This window comes from Micromonospora sp. NPDC047074 (assembly GCF_040643815.1).
Lineage (GTDB): Bacteria > Actinomycetota > Actinomycetes > Mycobacteriales > Micromonosporaceae > Micromonospora.
Window position 1 is genome coordinate 20,583 of the sequence record NZ_JBEYVB010000003.1, and the last position, 17,019, is coordinate 37,601.

General features: G+C 74.2%; 17 protein-coding genes. 11 read left to right on the forward strand and 6 right to left on the reverse strand.

Annotated features, from left to right (window positions below; all coding sequences use genetic code 11):
* Positions 1–47: 47 nt before the first annotated feature.
* Positions 48–983 (forward strand): PfkB family carbohydrate kinase, encoded by a 936-nt coding sequence (locus ABZ809_RS06925; protein WP_357561494.1) that lies wholly within the window; start codon positions 48–50, stop codon positions 981–983.
* A 251-nt stretch (positions 984–1,234) separates the two neighbouring features.
* Here the strand turns inward: ABZ809_RS06925 and ABZ809_RS06930 are convergent, their stop codons facing one another.
* Both ABZ809_RS06930 and ABZ809_RS06935 read right to left on the reverse strand, forming a co-directional pair.
* On the reverse strand, positions 1,235–2,062 hold the full coding sequence (locus ABZ809_RS06930; protein WP_357561496.1) for an MBL fold metallo-hydrolase: 828 nt from the start codon (positions 2,060–2,062) through the stop codon (positions 1,235–1,237).
* Positions 2,059–2,463, reverse strand: coding sequence for a hotdog domain-containing protein (locus ABZ809_RS06935; protein ID WP_357561498.1), 405 nt, complete (start codon positions 2,461–2,463; stop codon positions 2,059–2,061). The genes ABZ809_RS06930 and ABZ809_RS06935 overlap by 4 nt, the downstream gene beginning before the upstream one ends.
* Positions 2,464–2,591: 128 nt before the next feature.
* Between ABZ809_RS06935 and ABZ809_RS06940 the strand changes: the two genes are divergently transcribed.
* The gene (locus ABZ809_RS06940) at positions 2,592–3,629 is read left to right on the forward strand and encodes a phosphatase PAP2 family protein (protein WP_357561500.1); all 1,038 of its coding nucleotides are present in this window, start codon (positions 2,592–2,594) and stop codon (positions 3,627–3,629) included.
* 69 nt (positions 3,630–3,698) lie between these two features.
* Here ABZ809_RS06940 and ABZ809_RS06945 read toward each other — a convergent pair whose 3' ends face one another.
* The 3 genes from ABZ809_RS06945 to ABZ809_RS06955 all read right to left on the reverse strand — a co-directional run bounded on the left by ABZ809_RS06945 (position 3,699) and on the right by ABZ809_RS06955 (position 5,996).
* The gene (locus tag ABZ809_RS06945) at positions 3,699–5,045 is read right to left on the reverse strand and encodes a PH domain-containing protein (protein WP_357561812.1); all 1,347 of its coding nucleotides are present in this window, start codon (positions 5,043–5,045) and stop codon (positions 3,699–3,701) included.
* Between the two features lie 161 nt (positions 5,046–5,206).
* Entirely contained in the window at positions 5,207–5,743 is a 537-nt protein-coding gene (locus ABZ809_RS06950) for a PH domain-containing protein (protein ID WP_357561502.1), read from the reverse strand.
* 22 nt (positions 5,744–5,765) lie between these two features.
* Positions 5,766–5,996: a hypothetical protein gene (locus ABZ809_RS06955; protein WP_357561504.1), complete on the reverse strand. Its 231-nt coding sequence runs from the start codon at positions 5,994–5,996 to the stop codon at positions 5,766–5,768.
* Positions 5,997–6,275: 279 nt separating this feature from the next.
* Here ABZ809_RS06955 and ABZ809_RS06960 point away from each other — a divergent pair, with 279 nt between their 5' ends.
* The 8 genes from ABZ809_RS06960 to ABZ809_RS06995 all read left to right on the forward strand — a co-directional run bounded on the left by ABZ809_RS06960 (position 6,276) and on the right by ABZ809_RS06995 (position 15,090).
* Positions 6,276–7,388 carry a MoxR family ATPase gene (locus tag ABZ809_RS06960; protein ID WP_357561506.1) on the forward strand — a complete coding sequence of 371 codons (1,113 nt, stop codon included), beginning with the start codon at positions 6,276–6,278 and terminating at the stop codon, positions 7,386–7,388.
* Positions 7,367–8,371 carry a DUF58 domain-containing protein gene (locus ABZ809_RS06965; protein ID WP_357561508.1) on the forward strand — a complete coding sequence of 335 codons (1,005 nt, stop codon included), beginning with the start codon at positions 7,367–7,369 and terminating at the stop codon, positions 8,369–8,371. Before ABZ809_RS06960 ends, ABZ809_RS06965 begins: the two co-directional genes overlap by 22 nt.
* The gene (locus ABZ809_RS06970) at positions 8,368–9,318 is read left to right on the forward strand and encodes a VWA domain-containing protein (protein WP_357561510.1); all 951 of its coding nucleotides are present in this window, start codon (positions 8,368–8,370) and stop codon (positions 9,316–9,318) included. Before ABZ809_RS06965 ends, ABZ809_RS06970 begins: the two co-directional genes overlap by 4 nt.
* Positions 9,319–9,957: 639 nt before the next feature.
* Positions 9,958–10,662 carry a 3-oxoacyl-ACP reductase FabG gene (gene fabG, locus ABZ809_RS06975; protein ID WP_357561511.1) on the forward strand — a complete coding sequence of 235 codons (705 nt, stop codon included), beginning with the start codon at positions 9,958–9,960 and terminating at the stop codon, positions 10,660–10,662.
* A gap of 36 nt (positions 10,663–10,698) precedes the next feature.
* On the forward strand, positions 10,699–11,466 hold the full coding sequence (fabI, locus tag ABZ809_RS06980; protein WP_357561513.1) for an enoyl-ACP reductase FabI: 768 nt from the start codon (positions 10,699–10,701) through the stop codon (positions 11,464–11,466).
* Positions 11,467–11,578: 112 nt separating this feature from the next.
* Entirely contained in the window at positions 11,579–12,631 is a 1,053-nt protein-coding gene (locus tag ABZ809_RS06985; RefSeq protein ID WP_357561515.1) for a ferrochelatase, read from the forward strand.
* On the forward strand, positions 12,559–13,449 hold the full coding sequence (locus ABZ809_RS06990) for an HAD-IIA family hydrolase (RefSeq protein ID WP_357561517.1): 891 nt from the start codon (positions 12,559–12,561) through the stop codon (positions 13,447–13,449). Before ABZ809_RS06985 ends, ABZ809_RS06990 begins: the two co-directional genes overlap by 73 nt.
* A gap of 93 nt (positions 13,450–13,542) precedes the next feature.
* Positions 13,543–15,090: a serine/threonine-protein kinase gene (locus tag ABZ809_RS06995; protein ID WP_357561519.1), complete on the forward strand. Its 1,548-nt coding sequence runs from the start codon at positions 13,543–13,545 to the stop codon at positions 15,088–15,090.
* A gap of 12 nt (positions 15,091–15,102) precedes the next feature.
* Here ABZ809_RS06995 and ABZ809_RS07000 read toward each other — a convergent pair whose 3' ends face one another.
* Positions 15,103–15,897 carry a hypothetical protein gene (locus tag ABZ809_RS07000; protein ID WP_357561521.1) on the reverse strand — a complete coding sequence of 265 codons (795 nt, stop codon included), beginning with the start codon at positions 15,895–15,897 and terminating at the stop codon, positions 15,103–15,105.
* A gap of 201 nt (positions 15,898–16,098) precedes the next feature.
* On the opposite strand from ABZ809_RS07000, the gene ABZ809_RS07005 reads away from it, so the two are divergent.
* On the forward strand, positions 16,099–16,911 hold the full coding sequence (locus ABZ809_RS07005; protein ID WP_357561523.1) for a DUF3097 domain-containing protein: 813 nt from the start codon (positions 16,099–16,101) through the stop codon (positions 16,909–16,911).
* Positions 16,912–17,019: the final 108 nt, after the last annotated feature.

The window sequence follows — 17,019 nt, forward strand, 5'->3', positions numbered from 1 at the left end:
CTGGTGCGACATGATTCGGTCGGCGCGGGCGTGGACGGAGGGCCGGAATGGGTTACGCGGTGGTGCTCGGCGAGGCGCTGGTCGACCTGCTGGACACCGAGTGCGGCGGTGCGCCGGTCTACCGGCAGGCCATCGGCGGCGGGCCGCTGAACGTCGCGGTCGCCGTCGCCCGGCTCGGCGGGGCGGTGCAGTTCGTCGGGTCGCTCGGCGACGACGTGCCGGCCGGCCGGATCCGCGACTTCCTGGCCGGGGCGGGCGTCGGCCTGGCCGGTGCCGTCACCGTGCCCGCCCCGACCGCCCTGGCGGTGGCCACCTTCGCCGGCCCCGAGCCCGACTTCCGGTTCTACGGCGAGCCGCCCTCCTACGGCCTGCTCGGCCCCGACGACCTGGACACCGACCTGGTCGGGGGAGCCGACGTCCTCTACTGCGGGTCGATCGTGCTGCTCCAGCCGCCGGTGCTGGCCGCCGCGCGCCGGGCCTGGGGGCTGGCGTCGGGGCTGCGGGTCTTCGATCCCAATGTCCGTCCCCGGCTGCTCGACGGGCCGGCCGCGCTGGCCGGGCTGCGCGAGGTGGTGGCCGAGTTCGCCGCCGGCGCCCACCTGGTCAAGCTGAGCGCCGCCGACGCGAAGCTGCTCTACCCCGGCGAACCCGAGGAGGGCGTGGCGGCGTACCTGCGGGAACTCGGCGCCGGCACCGTCGTGGTCACCCTGGGCGCGGCCGGCGCGGTGGTCGCCGCGGCCGGCGCCGATCCGGTACGCGTACCCGCGCCGAAGGTCGACGCGGTGGACGCCACCGGCGCGGGCGACTCGGTGATGGGCGCGCTCGTCGCGGAACTGCTCTCCGGTGGTGAACCCGCCGACCCGGCGGGCTGGCACGAGCGGGTGGCGTTCGCGCTGCGGGTCGCCGGCCTGGTCTGCGAGTCCCCCGGCGGCGCCACCGCCATGCCCACCCGCGCCGAGGTGCACACCCGCTTCCCCCGCTGACCCGCCCACCCCACCCCCGCCCGGGCTCTCCCCGCCCGGGCTCTCCCCGCCCGCGCCCCGCGCCCCGCGATCTTGCACTTTCTGCCCTCAATATGAGAGACATGCCCTTTATGTCGGGGCAGTAACTGCAAGATCGCGGGGCGCGGGGCGCGGGGCGCGGGGCGCGGGGCGCGGGGTGCGGGGTGCGGGGTGCGGGGTGCGGGGCGTGGGGTGCGGGGTGCGGGGCGTGGGGTGCGGGGTGCGGGGTGGGGTTAGGCGGTGCCGTCTAGTTCGGCGTAGCCGCGGCGGGCGGCGTGGAGGGCGGGACGGGCGCCGAAGGGGGCCTCGGCGGCGACCCGCTCGGGCGGGGCACCGCCGGTGTGTCCGGCGCGGATGAGCCAGGCCAGCTCGACGAGCTGGGCGTGCTGCGCGCGGACGAACGCGGCGTCGACCGGCTCGCCGTGCCCCGGCACGACCAGCGTGGCCGGTGTGGTCATCCGCAGCAGCTCGGCCACGGTGTCCGGCCACTGCAACGGGTACGACTCCTCGAAGGCCGGCGGGCCGCTCTGCTCCACCAGGTCACCGGCGACGAGCACGTCGGCGTCGGGCACGTGCACCACCAGGTCACCTGCGGTGTGCCCGCGACCCGGGTGGCGCAGCACCACCCGCCTGCCGCCCACGTCGAGCACGGTCTCGCCGTGCACCGTGTGCGTCGGCGCCAGCAGCTCCGTCCCGGCCACCTCCCCGGCCAGCGTCGGGTGCGTGTCGCGCAGTTCCGCGTACGCCTCCCGGCGCAGCCGGTCCGGCTCGCGCATCGCCGCGGCGGCCAGTTCGTGCGCGTACACGGGGCGGGGCGGGTCGGCGGCCAGGGTCGCGTTGCCGAAGCAGTGGTCGAAGTGGTGGTGGGTGTTCACCAGCGTCCACGGATCGGGGGTGACCGCCCGGGCGGCGGCGGCCAGCTCGGCGGCCTGCCCGGCGGTGGAGAGCGTGTCGACCAGCAGCGCGGCCCCGTCGCCGACGACGAGGGTGACGTTGACGTGCAGCAGCGGCTCGCGCAGCACGTGCACCCCGTCGGCGACCCGCGTGAAGCGGGCGGTCACGACGACCGCGCGGCGCGTTCCACGAAGCGTTGCCGGTCGACCAGCACCCGCTCCACCCGGCCCTCGGCGACCGTCTCGTCGCCGTCGCTGACGCTGACCGCGAAGTGCAGCCGCCGCCCCTCCACCGCGGTCAGCCGGGCCTGCGCCACCACCGTGCGCCCCACCGGGGTGGCCGCCCGGTGATCGAGCTCGACCCGGGTGCCGACGGTGGTCGACCCGCCGGGCATCCGGTCGGCGGTGGCCGCCACCGTGGCGGCCTCGGCGAGGGCGAGCACCCGGGGCGTACCCAGGACGGGCACGTCCCCGGAGCCGACCGCCTGGGCGGTGTCGGTGTCGGTGACGGTCAGCTCCACCCGGGCGGTGAGTCCCGGGGTCAGCCCGGGCTCCGGCTGCTCCTGCATGGCCAAAGCCTAGACGAGGCGGCGGCGGGCGGCGGCGCCTGCGCGTGGGTCGCCCCACGGCGCACCCGGAGGGCGTGGCGGGTGGTCGGCGTCGGTCGATGCCGTACGCGCCGTTAACCTTGACCGCGATGTCTGTCGCGACCGACCCCCAGCCCCCCGCCCGGACCGAGCCGCCCGCCTCGCCCGACGGCGGTCGTCGTCGCGTGGTCGCGATGACGGTCTGGGGGATCGCCTTCGTCGCCGGCTGGCTCGGCATCGGGCTGCCGACCGACCCGGCGTACGCGTTCGTGTGGATCTGGGCGGCGACGATCGCCTGGAACAGCAGCCGGCCGTGGCGCAGTCACCTGCGCTTCGCCCGGGACTGGGTGCCGGTGGTGCTGCTGCTCGCCGTCTACAACCTCTCCCGGGGCTTCGCCGACAACGGCGCGACCCCGCACGCGTACGAGCTGATCGTCGCCGACCGGGTGATGTTCGGCTGGCTGACGGGCGGCGAGGTGCCCACGGTCTGGCTCCAGGAGCACCTCTACCGGCCCGAGGTGCACTGGTGGGACGTCGCGGTCAGCTGGGTCTACTTCTCGCACTTCGTGGTGGCCCTGGCCGCCGCGGCGGTGCTCTGGCTGCGGGACCGGGGGCGCTGGGCGGCCTTCATGCGCCGCTGGGGCTTCCTGTGCGCCACCGGCCTGGTCACCTACTTCCTCTACCCGGCCGCTCCGCCCTGGTGGGCGGCGCAGAACGGCCTGCTGGAGGAGGTCGCGCGGATCTCCACGCGCGGCTGGAAGGCGTTCGGCATGCACGGCGCCGGCAACCTGCTCAACGCCGGGCAGATCGCCTCCAACCCGGTGGCCGCGATGCCGTCGCTGCACACCGCGTTCGCGCTGTTCGTGGTGCTGTTCTTCCTGCGGCAGACCCGCCGCCGCTGGTGGCCGCTGCTGCTGGCGTACCCGCTGGCGATGACGTTCACCCTGGTCTACAGCGGCGAGCACTACGTCATCGACGTCCTGGTCGGCTGGGCGTACGTCGGGATGGCCTTCCTGGTGGTCGGCCTGGCGGAGCGCTGGTGGGCGGCCCGCAAGGCCCGGCGGGCCCCGGCGGAGCCCGACGGCGAGGCCGAGCCGACCGACCCGCCGGCCGGCGCCGAGCCGCCGTCGATACCGGCGGCCCGCTGACCGGACCGCTGTCGCGGCGGGTGCCCGCCCGGCTGGGGACGGCGTCGACCGCCGCGGCTGGGGTACGGGTCAGCCGGCCCGGCGGGCGTGGTGCGCGCGGGCCGTCAGCTCCGCCGCCAGCGCCCACGCCTCGGCGAGGTCCCGGTCCCGCGCGGCCGCGCCGGCCCCGCCGGCCGTGTCGGCGTGCACCGTCGCCAGCCGCAGCCGCCGCTGCGCCGGCCCCTGCACGATCCGCACGCTCTGGATCCGGGCGTACGGCACGAGCGCGAGCTGCCGGGTGAGCAGGCCGGACCGGACGGCGAAGACCCGGGTGTCGAGCCCGGCGCCCAGCCTGCTCCGGCTGAGCGGATTGAGCCAGCGGGCCCGGGCCGGCGGCGGGGTCAACGGCAGCGTGGCCAGCCGCACCCCGGGCAGCACCTCGGCCACGATCGCCTCGCCGGTCGGCAGGTCGCCCACGGGGAGCAGCCGGTCCGGCCGGTTGCGGTCGTCGGCCTCGCCGGCGGAGTAGCCGGCCACCTCCAGCCGCAGCCGCAGCCAGCCCTTGACCCGCCACAGCAGCGGCCAGGTCACGCCGACGGTCTGCACCCGGTCCAGCGGCACGGTCTGCGCGCGGGTCTCCAGCAGCCCGTTGCGGATCCGCAACGTGCCCTCGTCCCGGGCGAGCCGGAAGTTCCAGTCGTCGAGCACCCGGCGCACCGGTTGCAGCAGCACGCCCGCCATCGCGGTGAGGGTGCTCGCCACCGCGATGAACGACCAGGAGTCCTCGGAGAGGAACTGCGCCACCACGAACGCGACGCCGAACGGGATCATGAACGCCTGCGGGGTCAGCAGCTGGCTCACCAACAGGTCGTTGTTCCGTACGGCGTGCAGCGGCCGGCCGGGCGGCGGTGCCGGTGCCCCCGCCGGACCGGTGGGAACCTCGACCGGCGACGGCGTGCCCGTCTCGGCCGCCGCCCGCCCGGCGATGGCGAGCAGCCGCTGGCGCAGCGCGGCCGCGTCGGCGACGCTCAGGTAGGCCAGCGGCGCCTCCGTCTTCCCCCCGCCCACCACCTCCAGTCGCAGCTCGGCGAGGCCGGTGAGCTGGGCGAGGAGCGGGCGGACCACCTCGACGGCCTGGAGTCGTTCCAGCGGGATCGCGCGGGTACGCCGCCAGATGAGCCCCTCGTGCACCCGCAGTTCGCGGCCGACCACGTGGTAGCCGGTGTAGTACCAGCTCACCACGGCCAGCACGGTGGCGCCCAGGGCCAGCACCGCCGCCATCAGGGCGAACCAGCCGAAGCCGACCCGCGACAGCGTCGACCAGGACAGGCCGGCGATCACCACGACCAGGGACTTGGCGCCGTGCAGGGCGGGGCTGAGCGGATGCAGCCGCTGCCGTGGCTCGGCGCCCGCCGGTGCCGTCGCCGTCGGTGCCATCCACTCGCCCGGTGTCCGCTCGGTCGGTGTTTCCCCGACCGGTGTCCGCTCGCCCGGCGTGTCGGCGGCGGGTGCTTCCTCCGGCGGAGGGCCGTCGGGTCGGGCCGTGGGCGCGGCCGGGGGCGGCGCGGGGCCGTCCGTGCCCCGGCCGGCCGGGTCGCTCACAGGCCCTCCGCCCGGTCCTCGCCCAGCGCGGTGAGCCGGTCGCGCAGCCGGGACGCCTCCGCCGGGCGCAGCCCGGGCACCCGCGCGTCGCTCGCCGCCGCAGCCGTGTGCAACTGCACGGTGGCCAGCTTGAACGCGCGCTCCAGCGGCCCGGCGCTGACGTCCACGAACTGCATCCGCGAGTACGGCACGATGGACAGCCGCCGCACCAGCAACCCGTGCCGGACCAGCAGGTCGTCCTCCCGCTCGGCGTAGCCCCAGGCGCGTACGGCGCGGGCGATCGTCACGCCGCGCAGGACGCCCAGCAGCAGCACCAGGCCGAGCGCCGAGCCGAACACCCAGCTTCCGCTGAACGCCCAGGTGATCCCCAGCCCGAGGGAGAGGACGCCCAGCAGCATCGCCAGGCGGATCAGCTCCACCCAGATCAGGTCGGACGAGATCGACTGCCAGCGGACGGTGTCCGGCCACGGTTCCAGGGGACCCGCCGTCGGTTGGGGCGCCGGCGGCGGGCCGGCGGACCCGTCACCGCTCACCGGGGAGATCCGTTGTGCGCGCTCACCCTTCGAGGGTAGGCGATCCGGGTGCCGGTACGACCTCCCGCAGGAAGCCGCGGGCGTCGAGAATATCCCCCAGGGTGGCCCGGTGCTCGGCGCACGCGAGCCAGGTCTTGCGCCGGTCGGCGTCGTGCAGCCGGGGATTGTTCCACCGCAGCGCCCACCGGGCAGGGGCACGGCAGCCACGGGACGAGCAGATCGGCGGCGCGTCGGCGGGAAGGTGGACGCTCATCGGGCCCAGTCTAGGGCGGACGCGCCGGAAGATTGAGCGCCGGGCGGCCACGGGGGGAGCCGCCCGGCGACGGGGTGAATGGTACACACGCGGGACCCATCCCTGTCCACCCACGATCGGCGATTCCACGACGTGGCACCGGCGTGGCGGGGCCGACGATCCGGCCCCGGGGGACGGCGTGGCGAAAATCGGCTTCTCCCCACCTCGGCACTCAGCCGGGCATGCGAGTCTTGATACGCACCACGCCGCGCGACAACCGATCATTGCTGTGGAGGACCGGTGGCCCAGCCGACCACGCCCGACGCCCCGACGCCGAACGGGACGGGCCCGGAGACACCCGTGCCGGTGAGCACGCCGGCCGAGGACGCGAGCCTGCTGGAGCGGGCGCTGTTCGAGATCAAACGGGTGATCGTCGGGCAGGACCGGATGGTGGAGCGGATGTTCGTCGCGCTGCTCGCCCGGGGCCACTGCCTACTGGAGGGCGTCCCCGGGGTGGCGAAGACCCTCGCGGTGGAGACCCTCGCGAAGGTGGTCGGCGGTTCGTTCGCCCGGGTGCAGTTCACCCCCGACCTGGTGCCCGCCGACATCATGGGCACCCGCATCTACCGGCAGTCGAGCGAGAAGTTCGACGTCGAGCTGGGCCCCGTGTTCGTCAACTTCCTGCTCGCCGACGAGATCAACCGCGCGCCGGCCAAGGTGCAGTCGGCGCTGCTCGAGGTGATGAGCGAGCGGCAGGTCTCCATCGGCGGCGAGAGCCACCGGGTGCCCGACCCGTTCCTGGTGATGGCGACGCAGAACCCGATCGAGCAGGAGGGCGTCTATCCGCTGCCCGAGGCCCAGCGGGACCGCTTCCTCATGAAGATCGTCGTCGGCTATCCGACCGACGCCGAGGAGCGGGAGATCGTCTATCGGATGGGGGTCGCCCCGCCGGAGCCGGCACCGGTCTTCAGCACCCCCGACCTGATCGCCCTCCAGCGCAAGGCCGACCAGGTCTTCGTGCACAACGCCCTGGTCGACTACGCGGTCCGGTTGGTGCTGGCCACCCGCGCCCCGGCGGAGCACGGCATGCCGGACGTCGCCCAGCTCATCCAGTACGGCGCCAGCCCGCGCGCCTCGCTCGGCCTGGTCCGCGCCACCCGCGCGCTCGCGCTGCTGCGCGGCCGGGACTACGCCCTGCCGCAGGACGTGCAGGACATCGCGCCGGACATCCTGCGCCACCGGCTGGTGCTCAGCTACGACGCGCTCGCCGACGACGTGCCCGCCGACCACGTCGTGCACCGGGTGATGTCGACCATTCCGCTGCCCTCGGTCGCGCCCCGGCAGCAGGCCACACCGGCTCCCATGCCGACCTCCGCGCCGCCGGGTGCCGGTTGGCCCGGGCAGCGCCCGTGACCTCACCCGCCCGTCGGCCCGCCGACGTCCCCTCCGACCGTACCGAGGCCGCCCTGTCGCGGCTGCAACTGATGGTCACCCGCAAACTCGACGGCCTGCTGCAGGGCGACTACGCCGGGCTGCTGCCCGGGCCGGGCAGCGAGGCGGGCGAGTCCCGGGAGTACCGCCCCGGCGACGACGTACGCCGGATGGACTGGCCGGTCACCGCCCGCACGACGATGCCGCACGTCCGGCGTACGGTGGCCGACCGCGAACTGGAGACGTGGCTGGCGGTGGACCTCTCGGCCAGCCTGGACTTCGGCACCGGCCGGTGGCTCAAGCGCGACGTCGTGGTGGCCGCCGCGGCCGCGCTGACCCACCTGACGGTCCGGGGCGGCAACCGGATCGGCGCGGTGATCGGCAGCGGCGGCGGCACCGTCGCGCCGTCCCGCCGGTGGCGTGCGGCGGCCCCGGTCGCCGGCCCGGACGTGTTCACCCGGCTGCCCGCGCGCTCCGGCCGCAAGGAGGCCCAGGGGCTGCTGCGGGCGATCGCCGGTACCGAGATCCGCCCCGGGCGCAGCGACCTGGGCACGCTTGTCGACATGCTCAACCGGCCGCCGCGGCGGCGCGGCGTGGCGGTGGTGATCTCCGACTTCCTCGCCCCGACCGCCGGGTGGGCCCGGCCGCTGCGTAAGCTGCGCGTCCGGCACGACGTGCTGGCGATCGAGGTGGTCGATCCCCGGGAGCTGGAGCTGCCCGACGTCGGGGTGCTGCCGGTGGTCGACCCGGAGACGGGGGAGCTGCACGAGGTGCAGACCGCCGACCCGCGGCTGCGCCACCGCTACGCCGAGGCGGCGGCCGCCCAGCGGGCGGCCATCTCCGCCGCGCTGCGTGGCGCGGGCGCGGCCCACCTGCGGCTGCGTACGGACCGAGACTGGCTGCTCGACATGGTGCGTTTCGTGGCCGCCCAGCGGCACGCCCGCACCAGGGGGACGACACGATGATCCGTTTTCTGCAACCGTGGTGGCTGCTGGCCGTGCTGCCGGTGCTCGCCCTCGCCGCGCTCTACGTCTGGCGGCAGTTGCACCGCCGGGCGTACGCGATGCGGTTCACCAACGTGGACCTGCTGCGCACCCTGGCGCCGAAGGGCCTGGGCTGGCGGCGGCACGTGCCGGCGACGGCGTTCCTGCTCTGCCTGCTGGTGCTGGCGACCGCGTTGGCCCGGCCGGCGGTCGACACCCGGGAACCGCTGGAGCGGGCCACCGTCATGCTCGCCATCGACGTGTCGCTGTCCATGCAGGCCGACGACGTGGCGCCGAACCGCCTGGAGGCGGCGCAGGAGGCGGCCAAGCAGTTCGTCGGCGAGTTGCCGGAGAGCTACAACCTGGGGCTGGTCTCGTTCGCCAAGTCGGCGAACGTGCTGGTGCCGCCGGGCAAGGACCGGGACGCGGTGACCGCCGCGATCGACGGGCTGGTGCTGGCCGAGGCCACGGCGACCGGGGAGGCGGTCTTCACCTGCCTGGAGGCGATCCGGTCGGTGCCGGCCGACGGCGCGGCGGGCATCCCGCCGGCCCGCATCGTGCTGCTCTCCGACGGGTACCGCACCTCGGGGCGCTCGGTGGAGGAGGCGGCCGCGGCGGCCCAGGCGGCGAACGTGCCGGTCTCCACCATCGCGTTCGGCACCGACTCCGGGCAGGTGGACATCGGCGGCCAGTTGCAACGGGTGCCGGTGGACCGGCTGGCCCTGGCCGACCTGGCCGAGGCCACCGAGGGCTACTTCTACGAGGCGGCCTCGGTGAGCGAGCTGAAGCAGGTCTACCAGGACATGGGCAGCTCGATCGGGTTCCGCACGGAGCCCCGCGAGATCACCCAGTGGTACGCGGGGGTGGCCCTGCTGCTGGCGCTCTGCGCCGGCGCGCTCAACCTGCTGTGGTCCTCGCGGATGCTCTGACGCGGGGGCGGCCGGCGGCGGTCAGTGGGCGCCGCCGCCGGCGAGGACGAAGACGACGACCACCCAGACGGCGGCGAGGGTGAAGCCCAGCGGGGCGACGAAGCGGCTCATGGACGGCTCCGGGTGGCGACTGGACGGTCCGCGCGGGGCGGACCGCAGGGGATGGATCAGGACGCGCACACGAAGTCGTGACCGGACGGCTCCCGGCGGCGCCGCCGGGTCGACGGGCGGCGCGGCGCGGTCACCGGGCGTGGGCCGGGTGACCGGGCGGCTGCGGGGAGCGGAGCTGGGTCAGCTCACCTGCTGAGTCGTGGCTCAGCGGGGCTGACGTTCGGCCCGGCCACGACTGGGAGGATCGCTATCTCGCACAGCGATCACCTCCTGCGGTCGGCGGGGCCCGGAACGCGGACCGGCCGGCCCGCAAACGGGGATCAGCGTACACCTGGATGATCGCGCGGCGCCGACCGGTCCGGCGGGCCCGCTGGTTGTTCGCAGGCCGTGTCCGTCGGGGTGCCGGGGGCCGCCGGCACGGGCTGATCCGGGCGTCGTACCAGGATGTGACCCGTTGCGCGTTAGCGCTTACCTGTCGGTAACGCCTAGGCTCCGACCGACTGGAGATCACTGAACAGAGGGGGAACCGTGGCCCGTACCGTCCTGGTGACCGGCGGCAACCGGGGAATCGGCCTGGCCATCGCGCAGGCCTTCGCCGCGCAGGGCGACCGGGTGGCGGTGACCTACCGCAGCGGCGAGGCCCCCGAGGGGCTGTTCGGGGTGCGCTGCGACGTGACCGACTCCGCGTCGGTCGACGCGGCGTTCACCGCGATCGAGGCCGACCTGGGGCCGGTGGAGGTGCTGGTCGCCAACGCCGGGATCACCGACGACACGCTGCTGCTGCGGATGACCGAGGACCAGTTCACCCGGGTGCTCGACACCAACCTGACCGGTGCGTTCCGGTGCGCCAAGCGGGCCTCGGGCAAGATGCTCCGCGCGAAGTGGGGCCGGATGATCTTCATCTCCTCGGTGATCGGCCTCTACGGCGGCCCCGGCCAGGTCAACTACGCGGCGAGCAAGGCCGGCCTCGTGGGCGTGGCCCGCTCGATCACCCGCGAGTTGGGCAGCCGGAACATCACGGCCAACGTGGTGGCGCCCGGCTACGTCGAGACCGACATGACCGCCGGCCTGCCCGAGGACCGCAAGACCGAGTACCGCAAGGTCATCCCCGCCGGCCGGTTCGCCCAGCCCGCCGAGATCGCGGCCGCGGTCACCTGGCTGGCCGGGGACACCGCCGGCTACATCTCCGGCGCCGTCATCCCGGTCGACGGCGGCCTCGGCATGGGTCACTGACAAGCGGTCACACAACGAGTACGGAGGAAACCCTGCATGTCCGGACTGCTCGCCGGTAAGCGGCTGCTGGTCACCGGCGTCATCACCGACGCCTCGATCGCCTTCTCCGTGGCGAAGCTCGCCCAGGAGAACGGGGCGCAGGTCGTGCTCACCGGCTACGGCCGGCTCTCCCTCGTGGAGCGGATCGCCAGGCGGCTGCCCGAGCCCGCCCCGGTGATCGAGCTGGACGTCGCCAACGCCGAACACCTCGCCGGGCTGGGCGACCGCGTGCGCGAGCACGTCGACGGCCTGGACGGCGTCGTCCACTCGATCGGCTTCGCCCCGCAGAGCTGCCTCGGCGGCGGCTTCCTCGACGCCCCCTGGGAGGACGTGGCGACGGCGCTGCACGTCTCCACGTACTCCTACAAGTCCCTCGCGATGGCGGCGCTGCCGCTGATGTCCGCCGGTGGCGCCGTGGTCGGCCTGACCTTCGACGCCACCCGGGCCTGGCCGGTCTACGACTGGATGGGCGTGGCCAAGGCCGGGCTGGAGTCCGCCTCCCGCTACCTGGCGCTGCACCTGGGCAAGCAGGGCATCCGCAGCAACCTGGTCGCCGCCGGGCCGTTGCGCACCATCGCCGCCAAGTCGATCCCCGGCTTCGAGCAGTTCGAGGAGGCCTGGGCCGAGCGCGCGCCGCTGGGCTGGAGCCTCACCGACCAGGAGCCGGCCGCGCGGGCCTGCCTGGCGCTGCTGTCCGACTGGTTCCCGGCCACCACCGGCGAGATCGTGCACGTCGACGGCGGCTACCACGCCATCGGCGCCTGAGGTGTAAGGAAGGGCACCTTGCTAACGCTATGCGTTAGCAAGGTGCCCTTCCTTACACCCGGACCGAGGGGGCCTTGCCCGGCGGGGCGGGCCGACGGGGGAGAATGAGGCCATGGCGTACGACGCGGTGGTCCTGGTGGCCTTCGGCGGGCCCGAGCGGCCCGAGGACGTGATGCCGTTCCTGCAGAACGTGACCCGGGGGCGGGGCGTGCCGCCGGAGCGGCTGGCGGAGGTCGCCGAGCACTACCTGCACTTCGGCGGCGTCTCCCCGATCAACCAGCAGTGCCGGGAGTTGCTCGCGGCGATCCGGGAGGACTTCGCCGCCAACGGGGTCGACCTGCCGGTCTACTGGGGCAACCGGAACTGGGACCCGATGCTCGCCGACACGGTGGCACGGATGCGCGACGACGGTGTCACCCACGCGCTGGCCTTCGTGACCAGCGCCTTCGGCGGCTACTCCTCCTGCCGGCAGTACCAGGAGGACATCGCCGCCGCCCGCGCGGCCGTCGGCCCGGACGCCCCGCAGATCGACAAGCTTCGCCAGTTCTGGGACCACCCCGGTTTCATCGAGCCGCACGTGGACGCGGTGCGGGCGGCGGTGGGCGCGCTCGACCCGGCGCGGCGGAACAGCACCCGGCTGGTCTTCACCGCGCACTCGATCCCGAACTCGATGGCCGCGAACGCGGGCCCGCACGGCGGCCGCTACGAGGCGCAGCTCGCCGAGGTCGCCCGGCTGGTGCACGCGGCGGCCGCCCCGGACCTGCCCTGGGACCTGGTCTGGCAGAGCCGCTCCGGCCCGCCGCACGTGCCGTGGCTGGAGCCGGACGTCAACGAGCACCTGCGCACCCTGGCGGAGGCGGGCACCACCTCGGTGGTGGTCAGCCCGATCGGGTTCGTCTCCGACCACCTGGAGGTGGTCTGGGACCTGGACACCGAGGCGCGGGAGACGGCCCGGCGGCTCGGCCTGGACTTCGTGCGCGCCGCCACCCCCGGCACCGACCCCCGGTTCGTGGCGATGGTCCGGGAGCTGGTCCGGGAGCGGACCGACCCGGACGGGGTCGACCTGCGCCGCCGCCTCGGCGAGCTGCCGATGTGGGACACCTGCCCCACGGCGTGCTGCGTCCCCGCCCGCCGACCCACCACCGCCCCGCCCGCCGCCTCCTGACCGGCGATTCGACACCGACACCCCTGGAACGAGTGAACATGCAGGACCGCAAGCCGGTGGAGAGCTGGCTGACCGACATGGACGGCGTGCTGGTGCACGAGGGCCAACCCGTGCCCGGCGCGCCGGAGTTCGTCTCCCGGCTACGCGCCTCCGGCAAGCCGTTCCTGGTGCTCACGAACAACTCGATCTACACGCCCCGGGACCTCACGGCGCGGCTGAGCCGGATGGGCCTCGACGTGCCGGAGCAGTCGATCTGGTCGTCCGCGCTGGCCACCGCCCAGTTCCTGGCCGACCAGCGGCCGGGTGGCACCGCGTACGTGATCGGGGAGGCCGGGCTGACCACGGCGCTGCACGCGGTCGGCTACGTGCTGACCGACTTCGCCCCGGACTACGTGGTGCTGGGGGAGACCCGCACCTACAGCTTCGAGGCGATCACCAAGGCGGTCCGGCTGATCAACGACGGGGCCAGGTTCATCTGCACCAACCCGGACGTGACCGGCCCGTCGGTGGAGGGCGCGTTGCCGGCCGCCGGCTCGGTCGCCGCGATGATCTCCAAGGCGACGGGGGTCGAGCCGTACTTCGTCGGCAAGCCCAACCCGATGATGATGCGCTCGGCGCTGAACACGATCAACGCGCACTCCGAGACGACCGCGATGATCGGCGACCGGATGGACACCGACATCCTCTGCGGGCTGGAGGCCGGCCTGGAGACGATCCTGGTGCTGACCGGAATCAGCAGCCGCGCCGAGGCGGAACGCTACCCGTACCGCCCGTCGCGGATCGTCAACTCCGTCGCCGACCTGGTCGACGAGATCTGATCCTGCTCGCCGCCTGCCGGTGCGGCAACCGGGAGACGGTACGCGTCGGACAGGCGTTCTGGCGACGGGCGCACTCCGACTATCGTTCCGGACGTGGTGGAGGAGCGGCGTACCCTGGCGGCCGGTCGATACGTCCTGCGGCCCGAGCCGGTAGGCAGCGGCGGCATGGGGGTGGTGTGGCGGGCTGAGGACACCCTGCTGGACCGCGAGGTGGCCGTGAAGGAGTTGCGGCTGCCCGATGGCCTGAGCGAAGCCGAACACCTGGCGCTTCGGGAGCGCGCGATCGTCGAGGCGCGGGCGGCCGGGCGGTTGAACCATCCCGGCATCGTGACCATCCACGATGTCCTTCTGGAGGATGGCCGCCCCTGGATCGTGATGGGCCTGGTCGATGGCGCATCACTGGACGCCGTGGTGGGCGAGGACGGGCCACTGGGTCCGCAGCGGACCGCGGAGATCGGCGCGGACCTGCTCGCGGCCCTGAAGGTCGCTCATGCTGCCGGCGTCCTGCATCGCGACATCAAGCCGCAGAACGTCCTGTTGGGCCGGGATGGTCGCGCCGTACTGACGGACTTCGGGATCGCTGCGCTCGTCGGTGCCACCCGGGGTCTCACCGGGACCGGATCGGTGCTGGGCACGCTGGGTTACGTGCCACCGGAGCGGCTGACCGGGCGGGGTGCCGAGCCGGCGTCGGATCTGTGGTCGCTCGGCGCGACGCTGTACTTCGCTGTCGAGGGCCGCCCCGCGTACGACACGGACGATCCGGCGGAACTGATCACCGCGGTGCTGAGCCGTGACCCCGAACCGGCTGACCGCGCCGGTGCGCTGAATCCGACGCTGCTCGGCCTGATGGCGCGCCGCCCGGACGAGCGTCCGTCCGCAGAGGTGGCCGCGGAGCGCCTGCGGGCGGTCGCCGCCGGCGACACGGCCGACGAACGGCCGACGGTTCGCCTGATCCCGCAGACCACGAGGCTGAGCGAGCCGTTGCCCATTGGGCGGGGCGGCCCGCGTCCTCGGCGGGTTTCGCGTGCGCAGGTCGCCGCACTGAGTGTCATCGCCGTGGTCCTGTCGGCCGGACTGGTGGCTACCGGCTACCTGCTCGCGCCGGACCGGGCAGGAGATGGTCAGGTCGCCGGGGGCGGCCGGCCGTCCGGCAGTTCGTCGGCAACGGTTCCCGTGTCGTCGCCCCCGTCACCGTCGGCCAGACAGTTCACGACGTCACCCAACGTGTGCCTGTATCTGGTCGAGCATCCCCAGGTCGTAGCGCGGCTGGTGCCCAAGGCCAAGCTGTCAAGTATGGACAAGTCTCGGGGTAGCTGTCGGTGGGAACCCAGCCAGGATCCCGAAGGTGAGATCACCGAGCTCAGTGTGGGGGAGGACCCGTCGGCCTGCCGCGGCGGGAGCGAACGGCTTCCGGGCATCGGCGACGGAGCCCGCATCTCTGAGGAGGCAGAACTTGACGGACTCGGCTGGTATGACCGCGAGGTGTTCGCCAGTTTCCTCGTCAGCAATCTCGATGTCTGCGTGGAGTACCGGAGGTCCTCCCGGCGGTCGATGCCGCCCTCCGCCAAGGCCGAGGTGACCACGTTCGTGGGCACTCTGGCCCTGTGGGCGGAGCAGACCCTCGACAGTCGCGAAAACTGAGTGGCCTACCTGTCAGGGCCGCAGCGGGGCGTTGCAGGCGGCCACCAGGGCCTGCCGGCAGGCGGTGGTCAGGGGGCGTAGCGCGGCGTCCCGCTGCTGGGCCTCGTAGTTGTTGACGGCGCCGCCGGGTGCGGCGTGCCCGGCCAGCGCGAGCACCCGGTCGAGCACGGCGGCCCGGGCGAACAGCCGCCGGGCCCGCGGGTCGAACCCGGGCGGCAGGTCGGTGGCGCCGTCGGGCCGGCGCAGCGCCTCCAACGCCCCGGCCAGCTCGGGCCGCCACTGCGCGACGTCGAGCCGGGTCAGCGCGGCGGTGGTGTCGTGCAGGGCGGCGGCCAGCTCCGCCTCGGCCTCGGCCGCGCCGGGCAGCGCGAGCGAGGCGGCCGGGGCGTCGGCCGGCAGCGGGTAGACCCGCCAGAGCACCGTCTCGAAGGTGTCGCCGGAGCCGGAGGTGTGCGTCCGCACGTGCGGGATCAGGCCGAGGCTCCCGGCGACGACCGCCTCACCGGCGACCAGCGCCGCGCCGGCGAAGTCGCCCGGCCCGGGCAGCCCGCGCGGGTCGCCGGGCGCGGGGAGCACCAGCCGGATCTCGTCGGGCGAGAGCTTCGCGAGGGTGGGCAGCGCCTGGGGCAGCGGGACGTCGGTCCAGGTGCCGGGCGCGTCGGCGACCAGGTGCTCCTCGTCGCCCGCGATGGCGTCGGCGAGCTCGTCGAAGGGCACGAGCCCGGCGCGCCACGCGCGCACCCAGGCCACGAACCGGCTGGACCGGCGCGGTGTGAGAGTGGCCGCGCCCGCTGCGGGGGTGGACATGCCGAAAGGGTACGTGGTCATCACCGTCCCTGTCTCGACTGCCGCTCCGACCGGCTCGCCGCCCGTCGATCATGCGGTTTCCGCTGGGATCGATCAACGAATCCTGCCGCATCGGCGATGTGCGCCGATCGCTCGATGGCCGTCGCGCGGCGGTCGGCGTGTCGGGTGCGGGGGTGCGGACGGAGGGCTAGCTTGATCGGCATGGGGCGGCGCTATGCGGACGACGTGCTGGCGGGGGACTGGCGGCGGCGAAAGGTCACACCCGAGGTGGACGCCGAGCCGGATCTCGTGGTCGAGGACGCCGACTCCGGTTTCTGCGGGGCCGTGGTCGGCTTCGAGGCCGGCGCGGTGGTGCTGGAGGACCGGCACGGCCGGCGGCGCAACTTCCCGCTGCTGCCGGCGGCGTTCCTGCTCGACGGGCAGCCGGTGACGCTGCGCCGGCCCACCCGCGGCCCGGTGCCGGCGGCCCGCAGGCGCACCGCCTCCGGCTCGATCGCCGTCGACGGGGTACGTGCCCAGGTCGCCAAGGCCAGCCGGATCTGGGTGGAGGGCATCCACGACGCCGCCCTGGTCGAGCGGATCTGGGGTGACGACCTGCGCGTCGAGGGCGTCGTGGTGGAGCCGCTGGACGGCATCGACGCCCTCGACGCCGAGGTGCGCGACTTCGCCCCCGGGCCCGGGCGCCGCCTCGGCGTGCTCGTCGACCACCTGGTCGCCGGGTCCAAGGAAAGCCGCATCGTGGCGAAGGTGACCAACCCGCACGTGCTGGTCACCGGCCACCCGTACGTCGACGTGTGGCAGGCGGTGAAGCCGGCGGCGCTGGGCATCCGGGCGTGGCCGGTGGTGCCGCCGGGACAGCCGTGGAAGGAGGGGGTCTGCGCCGCCCTCGGCGTCGCCGAGCCGGCGGAGATGTGGCGGCACATCCTGTCCCGGGTCGACAGCTTCGCCGACGTGGAGACCCCGTTGATCAACGCGATGGAACGCCTGATCGACTTCGTCACCGAACCGACCTGACCCCGCACCCCGCACCCCGCACCCCCTCTCCGCTCCCGCGATCTTGCACTTTGTGCCCCCGTATTGCGGCGAATGACCGCTTTGCCCGGGCAGGAAGTGCAAGATCGC

Bases quoted from the DNA above. Each gene is read 5' to 3' on its own strand.
- ABZ809_RS06925 (WP_357561494.1), top strand. From the start codon at position 48: ATGGGTTACGCGGTGGTGCTCGGCGAGGCGCTGGTCGACCTGCTGGAC.
- ABZ809_RS06935 (WP_357561498.1), bottom strand. From the start codon at position 2,463: ATGCAGGAGCAGCCGGAGCCCGGGCTGACCCCGGGACTCACCGCCCGG.
- ABZ809_RS06940 (WP_357561500.1), top strand. From the start codon at position 2,592: ATGTCTGTCGCGACCGACCCCCAGCCCCCCGCCCGGACCGAGCCGCCC.
- ABZ809_RS06945 (WP_357561812.1), bottom strand. From the start codon at position 5,045: ATGGCACCGACGGCGACGGCACCGGCGGGCGCCGAGCCACGGCAGCGG.
- ABZ809_RS06955 (WP_357561504.1), bottom strand. From the start codon at position 5,996: ATGAGCGTCCACCTTCCCGCCGACGCGCCGCCGATCTGCTCGTCCCGT.
- ABZ809_RS06970 (WP_357561510.1), top strand. From the start codon at position 8,368: ATGATCCGTTTTCTGCAACCGTGGTGGCTGCTGGCCGTGCTGCCGGTG.
- fabI (WP_357561513.1), top strand. From the start codon at position 10,699: ATGTCCGGACTGCTCGCCGGTAAGCGGCTGCTGGTCACCGGCGTCATC.
- ABZ809_RS06985 (WP_357561515.1), top strand. From the start codon at position 11,579: ATGGCGTACGACGCGGTGGTCCTGGTGGCCTTCGGCGGGCCCGAGCGG.
- ABZ809_RS07000 (WP_357561521.1), bottom strand. From the start codon at position 15,897: ATGTCCACCCCCGCAGCGGGCGCGGCCACTCTCACACCGCGCCGGTCC.
- ABZ809_RS07005 (WP_357561523.1), top strand. From the start codon at position 16,099: ATGGGGCGGCGCTATGCGGACGACGTGCTGGCGGGGGACTGGCGGCGG.